Here is a 20,873-nt window from a genome sequence, read left to right on the forward strand (position 1 = left end):
CCACCATGCCCCGAAGGTTCACTGAACGGGGTGAAGGGGGAAGGATGCGGGGGCCGCTGGTCGTCAGAAGGGCGTTCAGCGAGCCGCTGCTCCTCCTGGCCGCCTTCGGGTCGATCCTGCTGGCGACCACCACGCTGGTGGCGCTGACGATGTACGTCTCCTGCATCGGGGACGCCGGTGTCCGCCGGGCGATGGAGACGGCCTCGTACCGCGAAACCACCACCACGATCAGCTCGCTGGTCACCGCCGAGACCCTCCCCAGGTACGACCGGGCCGTGCGCGACGTGCTCACCGGAATCCACGGCACACCCCCGGCCCTCACCGTCAGCCTCCGCTCCGACTCGTACGTCATGCCGGGACAGGACGGCGAGAAGGCGCCCGAGCTGCTCAGGTTCGGCAGCCACGACGGGCTCGACCGGCACGCCAGGCTGGTCTCCGGCAGGTGGCCGCGCACCGGCGGGCCGGTCGTCGAGGCGGCGATCCCGCTGCCCGCGGCCTCGGCCACCGGGTTCGGCGCCGGCCGGGAGTTCGTCACGGAGGGGCGGCTCGACCACCGCCCCGTCACGGTCCGCGTCGTCGGCGTCTTCCAGCTCGACGACCCCGCCGACGAGCGCTGGGCGGGCGAGGAACTGCTGAGCAGGGGCGTGGAGCACGGGGACTACACCACCTACGGGCCGCTGATGGTGGCGCGGGAGACGTTCACCGCGCGCTTCGCCACCAACGTCAGGGCCGTCTGGACCGCGGAGCCGGACCTCGGCACGTTAACGCTCGACCGCCTGCGCCCGCTGGCGGAGGCGCTCGGCCAGGTGCGCGAGCGGCTGACGGCGGCGGGCTGCGTGAACTGCCTGACCGCCGGCCGGCTGCCCGGCATCCTCACCCAGCTCGCCACCGCGTCCCTGGTGACCCGCTCCACCATGCTGGTCCCGGTGCTGCAACTGCTGGTGCTGGCCGCGTACACGACGATGCTCACCGGGCGGCTGCTCGCCGACCACCGCCGCATGGAGACGGCGCTGCTGCGCTCGCGCGGCGCGGGCACGGCGCGCCTGGCCGCGCTGGCGGGAGGCGAGGCGCTGCTGGTGGCGGTCCCGTGCGCGATCGCCGCGCCGTGGCTCGCGCCGCCGCTGCTCGCGCTGGTCCACCGGCTGCCGTGGATCGAGGCCTCTGGGGTGCGCCTGACTCCGTCTGCCGATCCCGGCGCGTTCCTCGTCGCGTTCTGCGTGGCCCTGGCCGCGGCCGTGCTGCTGGCCCTGCCTGCCCTCGCCGGCGCCCGGCGCACGTACGTGGAGGAGCAGACGGCGCGCGGCCGCGGCGTGCGCGGGCTGATCGAGAGGGCGGGCGCGGACCTGGCGCTGCTGGCCGTGGCCGGGCTGGCGATCTGGCAGCTCCAGCACTACGGCGCGCCGGTCACCGGGACGGCGGCGGGCGGCCTCGGCGTCGACCCGCTGATCGTCTCCGGCCCGGCGCTGGCCCTGCTCGCGGGCGGCATGCTGGGACTGCGGCTGGTGCCGCGCGTGTCGCGGCTGGCCGGGCGGCTGATGTCGCGCAGACCCACGCTCGCCCCCGCGCTGGGGGCCTGGCAGGTCGGCAGGCGGCCGCTCAGGTACGCGGGACCCGCGCTGCTGCTCACGATGGCGATCGCCATCGGCATCCTGTCCATGGCCACCACCTCCACCTGGCAGGCCTCACAGCTCGACCAGGCGGTCCACCGGGCGGGGGCGGGCCTGCGCCTGTCCGGGCCGGCCGCCGGGCCCGAGCTGGGACCGCTCGGCCGGGGCACCGCCTTCACCACGCTGCCCGGCGTCACCGCGGCCTCCCCGGCCTTCCGCGGGCAGGCCGAGGTGGGCGGCGAGAGCGCGCTGCTGCTCGGGCTCGACGCCGCCCGGCTCGGTGAGCTGTTCGGCCTGCGTCCCGACCTGTCGGCGCGTACGGTCGCGCAACTGTCCCGGGCACTCCCCGGGGACCGCGCCGGCAAGCTGGACCTGCCCGGCCGGCCGCGCGCCCTCACCGTGCGGGTCGAGGCGGGCGCCGCCGTGCCGGCGCGGCTGGTGCTGTCCGACGCGCTGGGCGCGTGGCACGACCTGCCGCTCGGCGGGCTGCGGCCGGGCGGGAACCGGGTCGAGCTCGATCTGACCCCGCTGGCCGGACGTTCCGGCGCGATCACGTACCCGCTGTCGCTGCGCGGCCTCGTCACGGACGGGCGGACCGCTCTGCGGCTGACCGGGCTGAGCGCGGACGGAGGGGACGTGCCGGTGCCCTCCGGCGCCGTCGCCTTCGGCCCGTCGCGGGAGCCGGGACCGCTGCCCGTGGTGCTCACCCCCGGCCTGGCCGCCTCGCTCGGCCTGGGCGTCGGCCAGACCGGGCCGGCCACCTTCGCCGGCCGGGTCCTGCGGGTGGAGGTGGCCGGCGTCGTGGCGAGCATGCCGACGAGCGCCCCCGGTCAGCAGGCCGTGCTCGCCGACTGGGAGACGCTGCAGGCGCGGGAGCTGGCCGCGGCGCAGCCGCCCAGGCCCGTGACCGAATGGTGGCTCGCCGCCTCCGACACCGCACCGGCCCGCGCGATCCTGCGCGAGAACCCCCAGTGGGACGTGACCGTCGTCGACCGGGGCGAGCTGACCGCGAAGCTGCGGGACGACCCGCTGGCCAGCGGGCTGCGCGGGGCGCTGGTCCTCGGGTTCGGCGCGGCGCTGGGGTTCGCGCTGCTCGGGTTCCTGATGAACGCCGTGGTCGCGGCCCGGGAGCGGAGGGCCGAGTTCGCCGTCCTGCGGGCGCTCGGCGCCGGCTCCCGGCAGATCTTCGGGATGCTGGTGACGGAGCAGGCGTTCGTCGTCGGGCTGTCGCTGGTGTCCGGCACCGCGCTCGCCGTGGTCGTCGGGAACCTGGTGGTGCCGCACATCGTGCTGACCGGGCAGGCGTCGGCGGTCACGCCCGGCGTGCTGTTCCAGGTCCCGTGGGCGGCCACGGCCGCGATGCTGGCGCTGGTGGCGGGGGTGCTGCTGTTGATCGTGGCCGGGCTGGCGCGGCGTCTGCGGCGCGGGCAGACGCTGGAGGAGCGATGAGGGCCCGCGTGAAGGGGCGGCTCGCCGTGCTGGGCTTCCGGACGCACGGCGGTGCGACGGGGCGGCTCGCCGTGCTCGGCGTCCGGACGCACCCCGGCGCGACGGCGCTGCTCGCCGTGCTGACGGCGGTGGCCTGCCTGCTCGTCGCCGGGCTGCCCAGGCTGACGCAGGCGTCGTTCGACGAGGCGCTGCGCCGGTCGCTGGCCACCGCCGACGCCGTCCAGACCGACCTGACGGTCAGCGGGCAGCCGGTCACCCTCGACGGCGACCTGCACGAACGCGCGCAATTCGAAGCCGGCGACCGCCACTGGCGCGGGCTCCTCCCGGCGGCGCTGCGCCCCCTGATCAGGCCGGACGGCCACGTGAGCGCCAAGACCGTACGCACACCCGTCACCGGGACCCGCGGCACCTTCGTCAACCTCGGCTGGCTGTCCGACGCCGGACGGCGGGTGGACTGGGTCCAGGGCCGCGAGCCCGGCGAGCCGTCCACGACCGGCCACGGGGGCGTGACCATCCCGCTGATCGAGGTGGGCGTCGTGGACGAGGCCGCCCGCGTCATGGGCCTGCGGATCGGCCAGACCAGAGTGATCGGCGAAAGCGCCCACGCCGCGGTGCGGATCGTCGGCGTCTTCGAGGCGAAGGACCCCGGCGACCGCTCCTGGAACCACGACCCCGACATCCTGCACGTCACCCACGTCGTGCCGCTGGAAGGCCCGGAGGAGTTCCACACCACGGCGCTGATCTCCGACGAGGGCCTGACCGCGCTCAACAGCAGGACACGCAACCTCGTCTACCGCTGGGTCCTCCCCGTCGACGGGCGGGCCGCGAGCGCGCTGGACGTGCCGGAGGCCGGCGCGGCGGTCGCCGGGTTCCGGCAGCGGCTGGCGGTCGAGAGGTCGGGCACCACCAGCTACCGCCTGATCACCGGGCTGCCCCAGGTGCTCGACGAGTTCCAGGCCGGGCTGTCCGCCGCGCGGACCGTCATGTATCTGGTGCTCGGCGGGCTGCTCGCGGTCGCGCTCGGCGTGATCGCGCTGGGCGTGCGGCTGCTGACCGACCGGATGGCGCCCGCGCTGGCCCTGGTGCGGGCGCGCGGCGGGTCGCTGTGGCAGGTGGCGGGGGCGGGGTCCGCGATGGCCGCGTTCGCGGTGGGCCCGGCGGCACTGGCCGGGTACGGGCTGTCCTTCCTCGTGCCGGGGCCCGCGCCGCCGGTCGCCCACCTCGGACCGGCGGTCGTGGTCGTCACCGCCGTGGCCTTCGCCGCGGCGCGGCTGGTGGTGGCCCACCGCACGCCGCTGCCCGAGCGCCGCGACGACGTGGCCGCCGTCCGGCCGTCCGCGCGGCGGCTGACGCTGGAGGCCCTGGTCGTCGTACTCGCGCTGGCGGGGGCCTACCTGCTGCGGGCCCGCGGGCTGTCCGGCTCCGCGGAGCGCGATCCGTTCCTGCTGCTGATCCCGGTCGCGCTGACGCTCGCCGCCGCGCTGATCACCATGCGCTGTTACCCGTACCCGCTGCGGCTGCTCGTCCGGCTGGCCGCGCGGGGGCGGGCGGCCGTGCCGTTCCTGGGGCTGACCCTGGCGGCCAGGGCGCGGTCCGCCGGCGTGCTGCCGGTGCTGGTCCTGCTGCCCGCGCTGAGCGTGTCGGTGTTCGCGGCGGTGATCTCGGACGGGATCGCCACCACGCAGCGGGTCGCGTCCTGGCAGCGGGTGGGCGCGCCGATCAAGCTGACGTCGGACGAGGACATCCCGCCCGCCGTCGTCGAGCGGGTACGCCGGGCTCCCGGCGTCGAGCAGGTGGCGCTCGCGCTGACGGGCCGGGCGCAGATCAGGCCCACAGGGGAGCGGCCCGTGGCCATCGCGGTGGACCTGCCGGAGTGGCGGCGGGTCATCGGCGACGCGCCCATCACCCTGCCCACGCTGGAAGGGAGCACGTCCGCGCTGCTCTCGCCCGGCCTGGGTGAGCGGGGCACCTTCGAGATCATGTGGCTGTCCCCGGCGAAGCTGACCACCCAGGGTGTGATCGACTCCCTTCCGGGGTTCCGCCCCGGCGGGCCGTTCCTGCTGGTGCCGCGGGAGGTGCTGCCATGGCCCGCCGCCGACACCCTGCTGATCAGGGGCGACGTCTCGCCCGCCGAGCTGGCGCGGCTCGTCCCTTCGGCCACCGTGGAGACCCAGGAGCAGGCGCTGGCCGCCATCCGGGCCGATCCGCTCACCGGCACGGTCCGCTCGACGCTGCTCGTGGTGACGGTGGCGCTGGGGGCGTACGCGCTGGCCGCGATCGTCCTGTCCCTGGTCGTCGGGGCGCCCGACCGGGCCAGGGCGATGTCGCTGCTGCGCACGCTCGGGCTGACCGAGAGGCAGGCCCGGCGGCTGACCGTGCTGGAGCTGCTGCCCCTGGTCCTCGTCACGGCGCCGGCGGGTCTCGCTCTCGGCCTGGGGCTGCCGGTCGCGCTCGGGCCGGGCGTGGACCTGTCCTCGTCCGCCGGCGGCCTGCCCGTCGGCGACTACGCGCCGGGACTGCTCACGCCCGTGGCGCTGGCCGCCGGGCTGGCCGTCTGCACCCTGCTCGGCGCGTACGCGCACGGCGCCGCCGTCCGCCGCCGCGACCTGGGCGCCGTCCTCCGGTCCTGAACCCGGGCCGGGGCGAGGCCGGGCCTCGCCCCGGCGGCGGGTCAGAAGGTGCGGCGGTCGGGGAGCATGTCGTCGTCGGGGATGGACGACACGCCGCGCTGGGCAGCCTGGGCGCCGGTCACCCCGGCCCAGCGGAGCAGCGTGTCCGTGGCCGCCTGCCGCTCGGCGTCGGGCAGGCGGGCGATGTTCGCGCCGTGGTTGGCGCCGGGGGCGACATACAGGTACGAGTCATGGCGGCTGGGCGTGAACCGCTCCGCGCTCCACGGGTCGTTTTCCCCGTAGACGAACATCATCCGGCTGGACTGCTTGCGCACCCAGTGGTCGACGTCCAGCATCGGCAGCGGGTTGTGGTGGGAGCGCAGCTCGGCGGGGATGACCGAGTTGGGCTGGTAGAGCCCGGGGTAACGGGTCAGACCGCGCAGATGCCCGAACTTCAGCGTGGGCCAGCCGAGCTGGGTGGCGGCCTGGTAGTAGTAGGGGACGTAGTAGCCGATGCCCTGGTCGGTGTAGAAGGAGAAGCCGGCGACGGTGTCGATCCAGTCGTAGATCTCGTCGTCGGTCGCCGTGCCGGGCGGCACGTCCGCGCAGTCGCTCTCGTTCGAGTACTGCCAGAAGGCCCACACCGCGTCGAGCACGGTCATCTCGAACGACCGGTCGGCGCTGCCGAGCGACTGGGTGAAGGTGTAGCCGTTCCGCGCGGCCTCGGCCTCGAACCTCGGCACCAGCCTGGCGCGCCGCTTCAGCGCCTCCTTCTGCACGTTCTCCAGCGAGGTGCGGCAGGCGGCGTCGCCCACGTTCTCGAAGAACTCGTCATAGGCGCGGTCGGCGGGGTTGACCCGGTCGTTCGGCGCCACGTAGGCGACCACGCCGTCCACGTCGTCCGGGTAGAAGCGGCGGTGGTAGACCGAGGTCATGCCGCCCTTGCTGGCGCCCGTCTGGATCCACTTGCCGCCGTAGACGGTCTTGAGCGCCTGGACGATGCGGTGCTCGTCGCTCGCCTGCTGCCAGATGTCGAGCTTGCCCCAGTCGGCGGGGTCCGGCCGGGAGCTGCGGAAGAACCGGTGCTCGACCGAGACCTGGTTGGCGCCCAGCAGCCGGGTCGGCTCGGTCTGCGAGGTCGACGGGTTGACGGCCAGGCCGTAGCCGCCGGTGTAGAGCACCACGGGCGCGTCGTCGGACCGGTGCAGCAGGGTGAGACGCTGCTGGTACGTGCCCTTGCCCGGACGGCGGTGGTCCACCGGCTGGGTGAGGGTGAGGACGAAGAAGCGGAAACCGCTCGGCCGGGTCTCGGAGACGACGGTCAGGCCGGGGATCGCGGCGAGCTTGTCCAGCAGGGGATCGGCGACGGTGGTGGCGGAAGCGGCGCTCGCGGTCGCGGCGGCGGCCGAAGCCGGCTGGGCGAGTGCGCCGGTGGTGACTAACGCGAGGGCGAGTGCGGCCGAAAGCAGACGGGGGCGCGGGGACATGCTTCTCCTGGTTTGCGTCGAGGAGCAGGACGTCTCACTTATACCGATCTGCCGGTTCCAAGGCGACCCTCCGGCCCAGCGGCCCCACGCGGCCGGCCGAGCCGGAGGCGTATACGGTCAGTCGTCGGTGATGGGGGTCGGGTCGTAACCGCGCCAGCCGTCGTTGCGGCGCAGGAAGAGGCCGGCGAGGAAGCTGAGCAGCCCGCCGGTCATGGTCCGGCCCGTCATCGTGGACACGTCCCGCGCCGGATCGTGCTCCACGAAATCGATCGCGGCCACCTTCGGGTGCTGGCCCAGCGCGTACAGCGCCTCGTACAGGTCGACCGGGTGCAGGCCCTCCGGGGTGGCCGCGCCGGTGCCGGTCGCGTAGCCGAGCTCCAGCACGTCGACGTCCACGGTGACGTAGATCGCGTCGGTGCCGTCGCCGGCGACCTGCACCATCTGCTCGATCACGGCGTCGATGCCCGCCCGGCGGACCTGGCGGCCGGTGATGATGGTGCCGCCGTGCCCCTCCACCCACCGCTTGTAGTAGCTGGCGTTCATGAAGCCGTGGATGCCGACCTGCACCAGGTTCTTCCCGGAGAAGGGGAGACCGGATTCGAGGAGCTGGCGGATCGGCGTGCCGTTGGTCGGGCCGTGGTCCATGACCCGTACGTCGTTGTGCGCGTCGAAGTGGATGAGGCCGAGCTTCTGCCCGGGGTGCGTGCGGGCGAAGGCGCGGGCGGCCGGCGCCGTGATGGCGTGGTCCCCGCCGATCAGCACCAGGAACGAGTCACCGCTGGCCCGCCAGAGGGCGGACATGGTGTCCTCGATCCGCTGCAGCCCTTCGTACTGGTCCAGCACCGGCACGGCGATGTCGCCCAGATCGCGGGCTGTCATGCTGGCCAGATCCACGTCGAAGTCGGGACTGTAGGTGGTGAAGGACGGCGTGGACAGGCGCAGCGCGTCAGGCGCGGCGAAACAGCTCGTCGGCAGGATCGACGTCGTCGACAGGCCCACGCCCACGAGGCCGACGTCGAAGGACGAGTCGAAGTCCCAGGGGCGCAGCCAGTTCCACACCCTGGGCTCGAAACGGTCCTCGAACTTGCCGTTGAGCACGATGCCGGGCTCCTTGAGGTGCGTCACCTCGTGCGCGCGCAGCCACGCCTCGCGTGCGGTCATCACTGTCTCCTCACTCGATCCGAGCTAGAGGACCCGGCGCAGGAAGGCCTGGGTCCGTTCGTGGCTCGGGCGTTCCAAGATCTCGGAAGGGTGGCCCTGTTCGACGAGCCGCCCCTGGTCCATGAACACCACCCGGTCGGCGACCTCGCGGGCGAACCCCATCTCGTGGGTGACCACGATCATGGTCATGCCGTCGCGGGCCAGCCCGCCCATCACCGACAGCACGTCGCCCACCAGCTCCGGGTCCAGCGCCGACGTCGGCTCGTCGAAGAGCATCAGCCGCGGGCGCATGGCCAGCGCGCGGGCGATCGCCACCCGCTGCTGCTGGCCTCCGGAGAGCTGCCTCGGGTACGCCGACTCCTTCTCCGCGAGGCCGACCTTGGCCAGCAGCTCGCGACCGGCCTGCTCGGCCTCCCGCTGACGGGCCTTGCCGAGCCGTACCGGCGCCTCGACGACGTTGCCGAGGACGGTCATGTGGGGGAAGAGGTTGAACTGCTGGAAGACCATGCCGATCTGCTCACGCTTGCGGCAGATTTCGCGGTCCTTCAGCTCGTAGACCTTGTCGCCCTTGCGGCGGTAGCCGACGAGCTCGCCCTCCACCTCGATCCGGCCGCCGTCCACCTTCTCCAGGTGGTTGACGCAGCGCAGCAGCGTGGACTTGCCCGAGCCGGACGGCCCGATCAGGCAGACGACCTCGCCGGGGTACACGTCCAGGTTGATGCCGCGCAGCACCTCCAGCCTGCCGAAGGACTTGCGGACGCCGCGGATGCGGACCGCGGGTGTCGTCATGGGTGTGCCCTCCCCGCGGCTACCCGCGTGTCGTGCGGCCGGAGGCGGCGCAGCACGCCGCCGAGGAAGGTCTCGGGGGTCCGCCGGTCACGCGACGTCCTGCGCTCCAGGTAGGTCTGGCCGAGCGTGAGCACGCTGGTCACGATGAGGTACCAGAGGCTGGCCACCATCAGCAGCGGGATCGTCTCGTACGTCCGCGAGTAGATGACCTGCGCCGAGTAGAGCAGCTCCGGCATCGCGATCACGCTGATCAGCGAGGTGTACTTCAGCATCGAGATCGTCTCGTTGCCGGTGGGCGGCAGGATGACGCGGATGGCCTGGGGCAGCACGACGCGCCGCATGATGACCGACCGGCGCAGTCCGAGCGCCTGCGCGGCCTCGGTCTGGCCGTGGTCGACGGAGTTGATCCCGCCGCGGACGATCTCGGCCATGTACGCGGCCTCGTTGAGCGACAGCCCGATGATGGCCACCAGCGCCGGGGTGAGGATGTCGTTGGCCGGGATCTCGAAGAACTGAGGGCCGAACGGCAGGCCGACGGTCAGCACGGGGTAGAGCGCCGAGATGTTGAACAGGAAGATCAGCTGGACGAGCAGCGGGGTGCCGCGGAAGAACCACGTGTAGAAGTTCGCGCCGGCCTTCAGCACCGGGTTGGGCGACAGCCGCATCAGCGCGATGACGATGCCGAGGACCACCGCGATCGACATGGACACCGCGGTCAGCCAGAGCGTGGTCCACAGGCCGGACAGGATCGCCGAGGAGAAGAAGTACTGCCCGACGACGTCCCACTGGAACCGCTCGTTGGTGACGAGGGAGGAGACGACCGCCACCGCCACCACGAGCACGACGGCCGCGGCGACCCAGCGGCCGGGATGCCGCAGGGGCACGGCGCGCACGTCGTCGCCGTGTCCCCGCGGGTCTCCGCCCTCGCCGCCGTCCAGGATGGCGGTACGGTCAGCTGCGGGCATCGTTCACAGTGATCTTGGTCAGCGCGCCGTCCGCGACGCCGTACTTCTCCAGGATCTTGAGGTAGGCGCCGTCGTCGACGAGCTTCTGCAGGGCCTTCTGCAGGACCGGCACGAGCTTGCTGCCCTTCGGCAGTGCCATGCCCACCGGCGCCTCGTTGATCGGCTCGCCGACCGGCTTGATCTTGGAGTCGGGCTGGGCCTGGAGGTAGGAGTTCTGCAGGCTGTCGCCGCACAGCGCCTCGATGCGACCGCTGGTGACGGCCAGCATGCCCTGCTGGAGCTGCTGGAACACCTGCAGCTTGACGGCGGGCTTGCCTTCCTGCTCGCACTTGGTGCTCTGCTCGGACAGGTACATCTCCTCGGCGCTGCCCCGCACCACGCCGATGGTCCGGCCGCAGCTGGTCTCCAGCGTCAGGTCGTCTATGTCGCTGTCGGCGGGGACGACGAAGCCGGAGGAGTCGATGATGAAGTCGACGAAGTCCACCTGCTCCTGACGCTTCTTGTTGTCCAGCATCGCGGAGATCGTCACGTCGTAGCGGCCCGCCGCCAGCCCCGGGATCAGGCTGTCGAAGCTGGTGTTCTGCAGGTCGATCCTGGTGCCCAGCACGTCGCCCAGGGCCTCGGCCAGGTCGATGTCGAGCCCGGTCGGCTTGCCGTTCTCCTCCACCGCCCACGGCATGCCGATCGTGAGGTCGGTCGCGCCCTTGATCTCGCCGGTGAACCCGGCCGCCTTGAGCTCCTCGGCCAGCGCGGGATCGGCGCTGGCCCAGGTCCCGGCGGGCTTGGTCGTGGTCTCGCCGCCGCCGGCCGCGTCGCCGGAGCCGCTCCCGCACGCGGTCAGCGCGAGCGTCACGCTCAGCGCGAGGCCGAGCAGCCTCATCGTCCTGTTCATCGTCCGCCCCCTACCTGGAACACGTCAGTGGAGCGCGGAGCACCCGCCGGGGCGGGATCCGGTTGGGAGCAGTCATCGAACCTCCAAGCACGGGTGGGATTGCCGGAATCCTCGCAGAGTGACATTCCGCTGACTGCCGACAGATGTTGCACGTCGGAGCGTGGGGAACGACATTTGTCAACGAGACCGGCCGTGTCGGGGCCGGGGCTCACCCGGCCGCTCGGCTACGCGTCGCCTAACGCGGAGATGCCGGTGCCGGTCGTGTCCGTGCCGTACGGCGTGCGCAACCGCATGAGCCGCGCCAGCTTCAGCTCCAGATGGGCGACCAGGCGGTCGTTGCCGTTCCCCAGGTCCAGGCCGGTGATCTCCTCGATGCGGCGCAGCCGTCCGTAGAGCGAGGCGCGGTGCAGGTGCAGCCGCTGGGCGGAGCGCGCCACGTCGCCCGCGTTGTCGAGGAAGACCTCCAGCGTCTCGGCCAGCGGGGCTCCCGTGCTCTCCCGGTCGATCAGCAGGCGGATCCCGGGATGGAGGACGACCTCCTCCGGCTGGTCGTTCACGAGCTGCGCGATGCGCGAGTACACCCCGAGACCGGTGTGGTGCACGGTCCTGGCCATGCTGCCCAGCGAGGCGGCCACCTGGGCGCCGCGCAGCGCCTCCCGGTAGGAGGAGACCAGCTCCGTGAGCTGTGGGTAGGCGCAGCCCACGCCCGCCCAGACGGTGAACGAACCGTCTGCCGGCAGGGCCAGCTCGATCTTCTCCCGGGCCGTCTCGGCGAACCTCTGGTCCAGCGTGTGCCTCGGCACCGCTCCGTCGTCCGGCCTGGCCATCACCAGCAGACCGTGATTCTGGCGTACCAGGCTCAGGGTCTGCCGTGAGGGAAGGGCCATCCGCACCGATTCGAGAGCCGCCGACAGGCTCGACCGCTCCGCCTCGCCCAGCCCCGCCCCGGTGCCGGAGACGGGCAGGAACACCGCCACGGCGGCCGGCCACTCGTGCCGGAAGATGTCCGCGTCGGCGATGCGCTCGACCGCGCGGACCCGGGCCTCGGCGTCGTCGGACAGCAACCGGATCAGGCTCTCCCGCTCGCTGAGGCTGCGCAGCTCGTCGATGTGCCGCTGGCGCTGGAACACCTCGGCGACGCTCTCGGCGGCGGCCTCGATCCGCCGTCGCCGCTGCTCCGACAGCTCGGGATCGTCGACCTGCACCCAGATGTACGCCACGGCCTTGCCGCCGGCCCGCGCGACCGCGCCCCAGCGCGGGCAGGTCATCCCGATGGCGGGGTTGGCCGGCAGCAGGAAGGCGCCCCTGCGTTCCTGGGCCCGGTGCACGGCGGTCCAGCGCAGGATGTCGGGGCCGGCGTGACGGCGCAGGATGGCCTGCTCGCGGGCCGGGTCGTTGCCGCTGGGGTGGTAGGTGTAGACGTACTGCCGGAGTTGCATGTCGTCGATCGCCACCGGCCGGTCGAGGGCTGCCCCCAACCGGTCGGCGATGCGCTGCAACTCGGCAATCATGCCGTCATCGTAAGGGGCATAACCCCGTGATTTGGACAAAAAGCCGTTAAAGCGATATATGGCCCAGTTGGTCGAACTCCTCCGGTGTGGGGTCGTCCTCGGTGAGCAGGGAGGGAACGGTGAAGCGGAACCTGCAGACCTGGTCACCGCGCGACTTGACCGACGTCCAGCGCACCTCTGTCTCCGGGTTGTATCCCTGGAACAGCCCCCGGTGGTTGGAGGAGTCGAACAGGTAGCCGAGCCGCAGCCCCTCCTCGCCCTCCGACGCCCAGACCTCCGCCAGGGGGCAGTAGGTGCAGTCGAGGTAGTAGGCCCCGTCGCTGATGTGCTGGCGCTCCTTGAAGACGAAGACCGCCTCGCTCGGGTCGCGCTCCTGCAGGCCGTCGGTGCTCCCGAAGTTGGCCATGGTCAGCGGCTTGCCGAGGGCGAGCATGCGGTCCCTGATGACGCCGCCCCTGTCGGCGCCGAACCGGTACGCCGCCTGCCGGATCGTCTCCTCACCGGAGGCGTCGTAGGCCCTCACCAGCTCGCGCGACACGTACATCTGCATGGCGGCGAGCAGGCCGGTGGTGCGCCGGTTCACCTCGATCAGCCGGACCGGGTCCGCCGCCAGCGCGCCGAGGCGCGGCACGCGCCGCACCGGATCGGCGCCCGTGACGCGCAGGCGCCAGGGCCGCGCGGCGGCGTCGTCGGCTTCGAGGACCACCCCGGCGCCGTAGCCCGCCGTGATGCCGGCCGTCAGCTCGGGCCAGTAGAGCCCCAGGGCGGACAGCGCGGCGGTCTCGCCGATCAGCTCGGTCAGGTACGCGCGGCCGGGGGCCTCCGGCAGGGTCAGCACGACGGCCGGCCCGTCGGTGGCGACCGAGAGTTCGCCCTCGGCGGCAGCCAGCTCCCATTCGCCGCTGTCCCAGTGTTCGAGCAGCGCGGCCGGGTCGCGGCCGGTGACGAACGAGGCGGGCTGATCGCGCATGGCCGTGCCGCGGAAGACGCCCTCCTGGCGCACTCCCCGGGCGATCGCCGCCAGGCCCCGCGTCCCGTGCCGGCTCTCCACGGCCTCGTGGAACACCTTCAGCATCAGCCAGTGGTAGTCCTGGAAGGACCGCAGCGACGCCAGAGACGACGCTCCCTGGTCGTGCGTGCCGGACCCCGTGATGTCGTCGGCGGTCATCGGAGTGTGCCGTCCTCTCCTCGCTCGTACACGCGTCGGCCGGACTGCCACGTCTCGGCCACCCGGCCCCGCAGGTCTGACAGATCGGTCAGTTCGCCCTCAAGCAGCACCAGGTCCGCCGTCAGTCCCGGCGCGACGCGGCCGATCCGGTCCGCGAGGCCGAGCAGCTCCGCGGCCCGCGAGGTGGCCGCCGCCCAGACCGCGTACGGGGGCAGGCCGCACTCCGCGAGCAGCTGAAGCTCGCGCAGGTTGTCGCCGTGCGGGCCGATTCCGGTGTCGGTGCCGAGCGCGATGTTGACGCCCGCCCCGATGGCCCTGGTGACGGCCTCACGGTGTACGGAGGCTACCTCCAGCGCCTTGTCGAGCACGGCGGGCTCGTGCAGTTCGCCGCGCTCGGCCGCCTCGATGACCGACATGGGCGCGATCAGGGTGGGCACCAGCCAGGTGCCTCGCGCCAGCATCAGCTCGATGGCCTCGTCGTCGAGGAAGATGCCGTGCTCGATGGACCGGACTCCGGCCCGTACGGCGTTCTTGATGCCTTCCACGCCCTGGGCGTGCGCCATCACGTGGACGTGGGCCGCGTCCGCCTCGGCCACCAGCACGGCGAGCTCGTCCGGGCGGAAGTGGGCGTGGCGCGGATCGTCCGCGGGCGACAGCACGCCGCCCGTGGTGGCGACCTTGATCACGTCCGCGCCGGCGCGCAGCATCGTGCGCACCGTCTTGCGCATCTCCTCGGGGCCGTCGGCGATCCCCGACGGCACACCCGGATGCTCGGGGAAGAGGGCCAGGTTCACGCCGCAGCTCAGGTGGCCGTCGTTGTGCCCGCCGGTCTGGCTGATCATGTTCACCGCGATCAGGGTGCGCGGGCCCTCGATCAGGCCGCGTGACAGCGCCTGCTTCAGTCCCAGGTCGGCGCCCGCCGCGTCCCGCACGGTCGTGATGCCGGTTTCGAGCGTCTTGCGGCAGTTGACCACTGTCTTGAAGAAGTGCAGCGAGAACGGGTCGGAGACGCGGTTCACCAGGTTGATGTCGGAGAGCGTCAGGTGGACGTGCGTGTCGATCAGGCCGGGGAGGACGATCTTCCCGGTCGCGTCGACCACCCGGACGTCGTCGCGGGCGGCCAGGCCGGTGCCGACCGCGACGATGACGCCGTCCTCGACGAGCACGTCCGCCCGCCCGGGAGCCGCGCCCGTGCCGTCGAAGACCCGGCCGCCGGCGAAGAGGATGCCGGCCATCAGACGTGGAACCCCCGGCGCGGGCCCGTCTCCAGCGGACGGCGCGGCGGCGTGGAGTAGACCGGCTCCAGCGGCTCCCACGCCCAGGCGCCGTCGCACGCGTCGAGCGTGTAGAACCAGTACATGCGCAGCTCGGAGTCGCCGGTGTCGATGCCGTGCGGCGCCCACGCCGGCACGTACACCGTGTCACCCGGCGCCACCTCGTAGCCGTCGTCGCCCACGTAGATCGTCGCGGTGCCTTCGAGCACGTGGTAGATCTCCGCCGGGGCGTGCCGGTGGATCGTGTAGTGCAGGTGCGGGTCGACGCCCGCCGTGCCGATCACGAACTCCTTGGTGCCGTTCGCCGGTTCGAGCAGGTAGCGGCAGCGCAGCCGCATCCCCTTCGACGGCTCGACGGGGACCCACGAGACCATGTCCTCGGCGACCGCCCACCGGTCGAACAGGCCCGTGGACGGGGCGGTGTTCGGGTTCACGCCCGATTCCAGCGCCGTGTCGGGCAGCAGCCGCGAGGTCACGGTCTTGTCGTGGCCGCCGGTGGCGTAGGCGACCAGGAACCGCGCGGGCTCACTGCCGATGTTGGCGATGGAGTGCGCCTCCCCGGGCGGGAAATAGGCGGCGCCCGGAGCAGACAGCTCCACCGAGCCGCCCGGACGCCAGAGCCGCAGCGTCCCCTCGACGATGAAGATCGCCTCGGCGTGCCCGTTGCTGTGCGTGGGCACGACCTGGCCGGGCGCGATCGTGACTTCGCCGAAGGTGATGTCCGCGTCGGCCCCGAGGGTGTCGGGCAGCAGGCCGAGCACCCGCGTGTCGCGGAACTCGGGCAGTTGGTGGAGGTTGTCCCCGGAGACCGAGGCGACAGACCGCGGGAAGTGCATCGAAGCGGGCAACAAAAGCTCCCAGTGCGACAGTTATCGGGCACAAGACCCGTTTTCGCCGACGATGCTAGGCCGGGGGCGGGAGCGGGGGGACCGGGTATTCGTCGTGTGCATCCGGCGCGGGGCACAACATCTGTCGAGCGCGCCGACTGCCGCTCACAGCGCCGCGGCGTGGTCGTGCACCAGGTCGTGCATCCGGTACCAGCAGGGTGACGTCTCCTGGAGGAGGTGGGCGTCCATCAGCTGGTCCAGCAGCCGCCGCGCCCGCGGCATGCTCGTGTCCAGCAGCGCGGCGGCCGTGTCGGCGCCGAAGCCGGCGCGGCCGCCCGAGCCCAGCAGCCGGTACACCCGCCGCTGCTCGTCCGGCAGCCGATCGTACGACCGGTCCAGGGCGGCGGCGACGCTGTGCGGGCCGTCCGCCAGCTCGGCCAGCCGGTCGCAGGCCAGCCGGTCGAGCAGATGCCGCACCCCCCAGGCGGGGCGCGCCCTGAGCCGGGCGGCGGCGATGCGGATGGCCAGGGGGAGCAGCCCGCAGCGCCGCACGACCTCCGCCAGGACGTCCGACGGGGCGCGGCGGTCCAGGCCGGCCAGCCGGGTGAACAGCGCGATCCCGGCGGTGACCGGCAGGACGTCCAGCGACAGGCCGCGGGCGTCGCCGTGACAGGTCAGGCGGCGGCGGCTGGTGACGATCACCAGGCATCCCGGCCCCGCGGGCAGCAGCGGGAGGAGCTGGTGCTCGCCGGCGGCGTCGTCCAGGACGATCAGGACCCTGCGTCCGGCGAGCACGCTGCGGTAGAGCGCGGCGCGGTCGTCGGGGTGCCAGGGGATGTGCTCGTCCGGGACGCCGAGGGTGCGCAGCACGCGGGCGAGGGCCGTGCCCGGCTCGACGGGCGCCTTCGGGGCGTGGCCGCGCAGGTCCACGAAGAGCTGGCCGTCGGGGTACAGCGGCGCGAGCCGGTGCGCGGCGTGCACGGCCAGCGCCGTCTTGCCGATGCCCGCCATCCCGTTGACGCAGACGACCGGCACCGTGTGCGCGCTGCGGTGGCCCTCCACGACCGCCAGCTCCCGATCCCGGCCGGCCAGCGCGGCGACGTCGGCGGGCAGTTGCCGGGGCACGGTCACCGGAGGCGGCCCCGCCACCGCCGGGCCGGGCCGGCCGTGGGCGGCGGCGTTCAGCGTCGCCCGGTCCGCGCCGTTCAGCTCCAGCGCCTCCGCCAGCAGCAGCATCGACGTGACGCGCGGCCGCAGGAGGGCGCCGCTCTCCATGCGGCGCACGGTTCTGACGTTGAGACAGGCCCGTTCGGCGAGTTGCTCCTGGGTCAGCAGCGCGCGCTCCCGCCACCCGCGCAGCAACGCCCCCAAGGACATCCCGGCACAGGGATCCCCCACGGTTCCGACACCCCCCGGTTCGATTTCGTCAGCCCTGCCGGTGCGGACAGAGAGGACCATCGAAACCGTGTCCACGCTGTTCAGGCCACTGGTGAGACGACATCGGACGGAATCGGACGGGCCGGGCCATCCCGGATCCCCGTTCGAATGCGATTGATGGGAGCGGCGGCGAGTGACCAGAATGAGCGCCATGGGCGAGCGGGAGGATCACGGCCATGCGCACGATCTATGCCCCTACCAGGGTCTGGCGCCCTTCGAGAGCGGGAGGGCCGAGCTGTTCTTCGGCCGTACGAGGGCGACCCGCGACCTCCTCGGCCGTCTGAGAAGGCGGCTGACGGACCACGGCACCGTTCTGCTGGTCTCCGGCGCCTCGGGCGTGGGCAAGTCCTCGCTGCTGAGGGCGGGGCTGATGCCGGCGCTCGCCGGATCGCACGACTGGCCGCGCCTGCTCGTCACGCCGACCGCGCGGCCGTTCCGCGCGCTCTCCGAAGCCTGGGCGCGGGCGTTCGGGGGGCACCCGGAGGAGATCGGGCGGACACTGCGTGACGACCCGCGGCCGCCCGGCCGGCTCGTCCTGGTGGTCGACCAGTTCGAGGAGCTGTTCACCCTGGTGACCGACGAGCGGGAGCGCCAGGCGTTCGTCGGCGCCCTGCACGCCATGGCGGCTCGCCCCGGAGGCGCCGCGGTGATCGTCGGGGTGCGCGCGGACTACTGGGAACGCTGCGCCGCCTATCCGCATCTCGCCGAGGCCATCCAGGACGGCCAGGTGATCGTCGAGCCGATGACGGAGCCGGACCTCCGGCTGGCCATCACCGGCCCCGCCGCCGCGGCGGGCCTGGAGCTCGAACCCGGCCTGGTGGAGATCATCCTGGCCGAGCTGCGCGCCGGGCCGTCGGCGGGCGATCGCTACGGGGCCGCGGCCCTCCCCCTGCTCTCCCAGGCGCTGCGCAACACCTGGGAGCGACGCGAGGGCCGCACCCTGACCGTCCGCGGCTACGAGGAGTCCGGCCGGGTCCGCGACTCCGTACGACGTACGGCCGACGAGGCGCTCGGCGAGCTGCCACCGGAGGACCGCAAGGCCGCGCTCAGGATCTTCCGGCGGATGATGGTGATCACCCCCGGCGGCCGGCCGGCGCGGCGCGCGGCGACGCTGGCCGAGCTGCACGCCGCCGCGTCCGCGCGCCCGGGGGAGGGCGGGGAGCGGGTCGCGGCGCTGCTGTCCGCGTTCGCCGGCCGCCGCCTGCTCACCCTGCACGAGGACTCCGTCGAGATCGCCCACGACGCGCTCCTGACGGCCTGGCCCACCCTGCGGCAGTGGCTCGAACCCGACCTCGCCGCGCAGGAGGTGTACGACCGGCTCCTGGACGCCGCCGGGCAGTGGGCCGAGAACCACCGCGACCCCGCCTTCCTCTACCGGGGCCCCCGGCTGCTGGCCGTCCAGGACAGCAGGCCCCGCTGGGACCGCGACCCCGGCAGCTTCCCCCCGCCGGGACCCACCGCGGAGAGTTTCATCACGGCCTCCGTGCGGGAGGCACGGCGCGTGAGCCGCCGCCGCCGTCTCGTCATGGGCGGTCTGTCGGTGCTGTCGGTGCTCGCCCTCTGCGCGGCCGGCGCCGCCGTCGCCGCGGCCGACGAGGCCGTACGGCAGCGCGCGGTGGCGATCTCGCGCCAGCTCGCCGCGCAGAGCGAGGTCACCGGAGACGCCACGCTCTCCTCACTGCTGGCCGTGGCCGCGTGGGACATCGCCCCGACCGACGAGGCGCGCAACCGCGTCCTGTACGCGGCGACCCGCACCGGCAGGGGGACACTCACCGGGCACGCGCGCGGCGTCATGGCGCTGGCGTTCAGCCCCGACGGCTCCGCCATCGCGACGGGAAGCGACGACGGCACCGCGCGGCTCTGGGACACCGCGTCGCGCCGGCAGCTCGGCGCGCCCATCACCCGGCCGAAGTACGACTGCTCGGACGTCCGCCTGGCCTTCAGCCCCGACGGCCGCACGCTGGCCACCGCGTGCGCGGGCAGCGTCCGGTTCTACGACGTGGCCACCCGCCGCGAGCTGGGCCGGCCGCTGGAGCACGAAGCGGTCGTGTCGGCGCTGGCGTACCGTCCCGACGGGAAGACCCTCGTGACCGGCGACTTCAGAGGTGTCGTCCGGCAGTGGGACGCCGCGACGCACCGCCCGCACGGCCCTCCGATGGGCCGCCCCGACCACGGGCCGGAGCTGGCGAACATCGTCCGCGAGGTGACCTTCAGCCGGGACGGCACGGTCATGGCGGTCGCGAGAGGCAGGGCCGTACGGCTCTGGGACCCCGTCACCTCCCGCCCGCGGGGCGAACCCGTCGCCCGGCAGGCCGACACCGTCCTCGACGTCGCGCTCAGCCCGGACGGCGCCACCCTCGCCACCGTCAGCCAGGGAAGGACCGCCCTGCTGTGGGACCTGGCCTCGCGCGAGCGGACGGGCGAGCTCAAGGACCACCCCGCCGGGTTCACCGCGATCGCCTTCAGCCCGGACGGCACCCGGATCGCCACAGCGGGAGCCAGCGGCCGCACCGTCCTGTGGGACACCGCGGCCCGCCGGCGGCTCCTCACGCTCGCCGACAACGTCGGCGTCCTCGAATGCGTGGCGTTCAGCCCGGACGGGACGCTGCTCGCCGCGGCCGGCCTGGACGGCGTGGTGCGCCTGGCGGACCCGCGGATCCGCCAGCAGATCGGGACCCATGTGCCCGCGCGCTCGGCCGTCGCGCTGAGCCCCGACGGACGCACGCTCGCCGCCGGGGCGGCCGGCGAGAAGGATCCCGCGATCCAGCTGTGGGACACCGCCACCCAGCGGCCCGCGGGCCCGCCGATGAGGCCGACGGGCACCCGCCGCTCCGTGGCCACGATCGAGTTCACCCCCGACGGCCGCACGCTCCTGACCTCCGGCGTGGACGGCCTGCGGCTCTGGGACGTCGCGGGCCGCCGCGAGCTCGCCCACGACCAGGCCCTCGACGGCGTGGCCGAGCTCAGCCCCGACGGCAGGTTCGCCGCCGTCCAGGTCGGTCAGGACATCGCGTTCTGGGACCTCGCCCGCCGCGGGGAGACAGGGCCGCGCCTGCGCGTCCCCGGCCACACCGACGTCGTCACCGGGATGGCGATCAGCCCGGACGGCGCGACCCTGGCCAGCGCGGGCTTCGACGAGCGGGTGCGGCTCTTCGACGTGGCCACCCGCCGCGAGATCCCCGGCTCGCCGCCCGCCGCCGCCGGCGGGCTGGTCAACGACCTGGCGTTCAGCCCCGACGGCCGGACGCTCGCCTACACGGCCGCCGACGACGCGGTCCGGCTGTGGGACGTCGGACGCCGCCGCCCGGCGGGCATCGCCCTGATCAACGAGGACGGGGCGACCGGCGCGCTCGCGTTCAGCCCCGACGGCCGGATCCTCGCCACCGGCTCGGCGGGCGGCGGCGTGCAGCTCTGGGACCTGCGGATCCACCGGAGGCTCGGAGCGCCGATGACCGGCCACACCGGCGGCGTGACCGACGTCGCCTACGGCCCTGACGGGGCGTCCGTCGCCACGGTGGGCGGCGACGGCGCCGCGCGGCTCTGGAACGTCCGCACCCCCGCCGACCTGGTGGCCGCGGCGTGCGCCAACGCGGGCCGCGCCCTCACCCGCGAGGAATGGGAGAACCACGTGCAGGAGGAAGAGTACCGCCGGACGTGTCCATGACCCCGGAGCCGGGCCCTCTCGGGGGGAGAGCGC

Annotated in this window: 13 protein-coding genes; 3 read left to right on the forward strand and 10 right to left on the reverse strand. The window is 73.5% G+C overall.

From position 1 onward, the window contains the following. Window positions 1-44 precede the first annotated feature (44 nt). Together ACZ6YG_RS29765 and ACZ6YG_RS29770 are read left to right on the forward strand one after the other, a co-directional pair. A complete protein-coding gene (locus ACZ6YG_RS29765) occupies window positions 45-3,056 on the forward strand; it encodes an ABC transporter permease (RefSeq protein WP_466019813.1) in 3,012 nt (1,003 codons plus the stop codon). Beyond that, complete coding sequence (locus ACZ6YG_RS29770; protein WP_466019814.1) at window positions 3,053-5,686, forward strand: FtsX-like permease family protein; 2,634 nt, start codon at window positions 3,053-3,055, stop codon at window positions 5,684-5,686. The genes ACZ6YG_RS29765 and ACZ6YG_RS29770 overlap by 4 nt, the downstream gene beginning before the upstream one ends. A 41-nt stretch (window positions 5,687-5,727) precedes the next feature. Here the strand turns inward: ACZ6YG_RS29770 and ACZ6YG_RS29775 are convergent, their stop codons facing one another. The 10 genes from ACZ6YG_RS29775 to ACZ6YG_RS29820 form a co-directional block, all read right to left on the reverse strand. Further along, a complete protein-coding gene (locus tag ACZ6YG_RS29775) occupies window positions 5,728-7,152 on the reverse strand; it encodes a S28 family serine protease (protein ID WP_466019815.1) in 1,425 nt (474 codons plus the stop codon). 117 nt (window positions 7,153-7,269) lie between these two features. Continuing rightward, window positions 7,270-8,313 carry an agmatinase family protein gene (locus tag ACZ6YG_RS29780; RefSeq protein WP_397197884.1) on the reverse strand — a complete coding sequence of 348 codons (1,044 nt, stop codon included), beginning with the start codon at window positions 8,311-8,313 and terminating at the stop codon, window positions 7,270-7,272. 24 nt (window positions 8,314-8,337) lie between these two features. Further along, on the reverse strand, window positions 8,338-9,102 hold the full coding sequence (locus tag ACZ6YG_RS29785) for an amino acid ABC transporter ATP-binding protein (RefSeq protein ID WP_219546251.1): 765 nt from the start codon (window positions 9,100-9,102) through the stop codon (window positions 8,338-8,340). Further along, entirely contained in the window at window positions 9,099-10,067 is a 969-nt protein-coding gene (locus ACZ6YG_RS29790; RefSeq protein WP_219546250.1) for an amino acid ABC transporter permease, read from the reverse strand. The genes ACZ6YG_RS29785 and ACZ6YG_RS29790 overlap by 4 nt, the downstream gene beginning before the upstream one ends. Continuing rightward, window positions 10,054-10,959: an ABC transporter substrate-binding protein gene (locus ACZ6YG_RS29795; RefSeq protein ID WP_466019816.1), complete on the reverse strand. Its 906-nt coding sequence runs from the start codon at window positions 10,957-10,959 to the stop codon at window positions 10,054-10,056. Before ACZ6YG_RS29795 ends, ACZ6YG_RS29790 begins: the two co-directional genes overlap by 14 nt. A gap of 224 nt (window positions 10,960-11,183) precedes the next feature. After that, on the reverse strand, window positions 11,184-12,470 hold the full coding sequence (locus ACZ6YG_RS29800; RefSeq protein ID WP_466019817.1) for a PucR family transcriptional regulator: 1,287 nt from the start codon (window positions 12,468-12,470) through the stop codon (window positions 11,184-11,186). 46 nt (window positions 12,471-12,516) lie between these two features. Then, window positions 12,517-13,638 carry an L-2-amino-thiazoline-4-carboxylic acid hydrolase gene (locus tag ACZ6YG_RS29805; protein WP_466019818.1) on the reverse strand — a complete coding sequence of 374 codons (1,122 nt, stop codon included), beginning with the start codon at window positions 13,636-13,638 and terminating at the stop codon, window positions 12,517-12,519. Then, a complete protein-coding gene (locus ACZ6YG_RS29810) occupies window positions 13,635-14,873 on the reverse strand; it encodes a metal-dependent hydrolase family protein (protein WP_466019819.1) in 1,239 nt (412 codons plus the stop codon). Before ACZ6YG_RS29810 ends, ACZ6YG_RS29805 begins: the two co-directional genes overlap by 4 nt. After that, window positions 14,873-15,760 (reverse strand): cupin domain-containing protein, encoded by an 888-nt coding sequence (locus ACZ6YG_RS29815; protein WP_271277317.1) that lies wholly within the window; start codon window positions 15,758-15,760, stop codon window positions 14,873-14,875. Before ACZ6YG_RS29815 ends, ACZ6YG_RS29810 begins: the two co-directional genes overlap by 1 nt. Before the next feature lie 144 nt (window positions 15,761-15,904). Then, window positions 15,905-17,137 (reverse strand): helix-turn-helix domain-containing protein, encoded by a 1,233-nt coding sequence (locus ACZ6YG_RS29820; protein WP_466019820.1) that lies wholly within the window; start codon window positions 17,135-17,137, stop codon window positions 15,905-15,907. A gap of 190 nt (window positions 17,138-17,327) precedes the next feature. Between ACZ6YG_RS29820 and ACZ6YG_RS29825 the strand changes: the two genes are divergently transcribed. Beyond that, complete coding sequence (locus ACZ6YG_RS29825; protein WP_466019821.1) at window positions 17,328-20,840, forward strand: nSTAND1 domain-containing NTPase; 3,513 nt, start codon at window positions 17,328-17,330, stop codon at window positions 20,838-20,840. Window positions 20,841-20,873 lie beyond the last annotated feature (33 nt).

The sequence above is a fragment of the Nonomuraea sp. NPDC054003 genome (genome assembly GCF_055585125.1).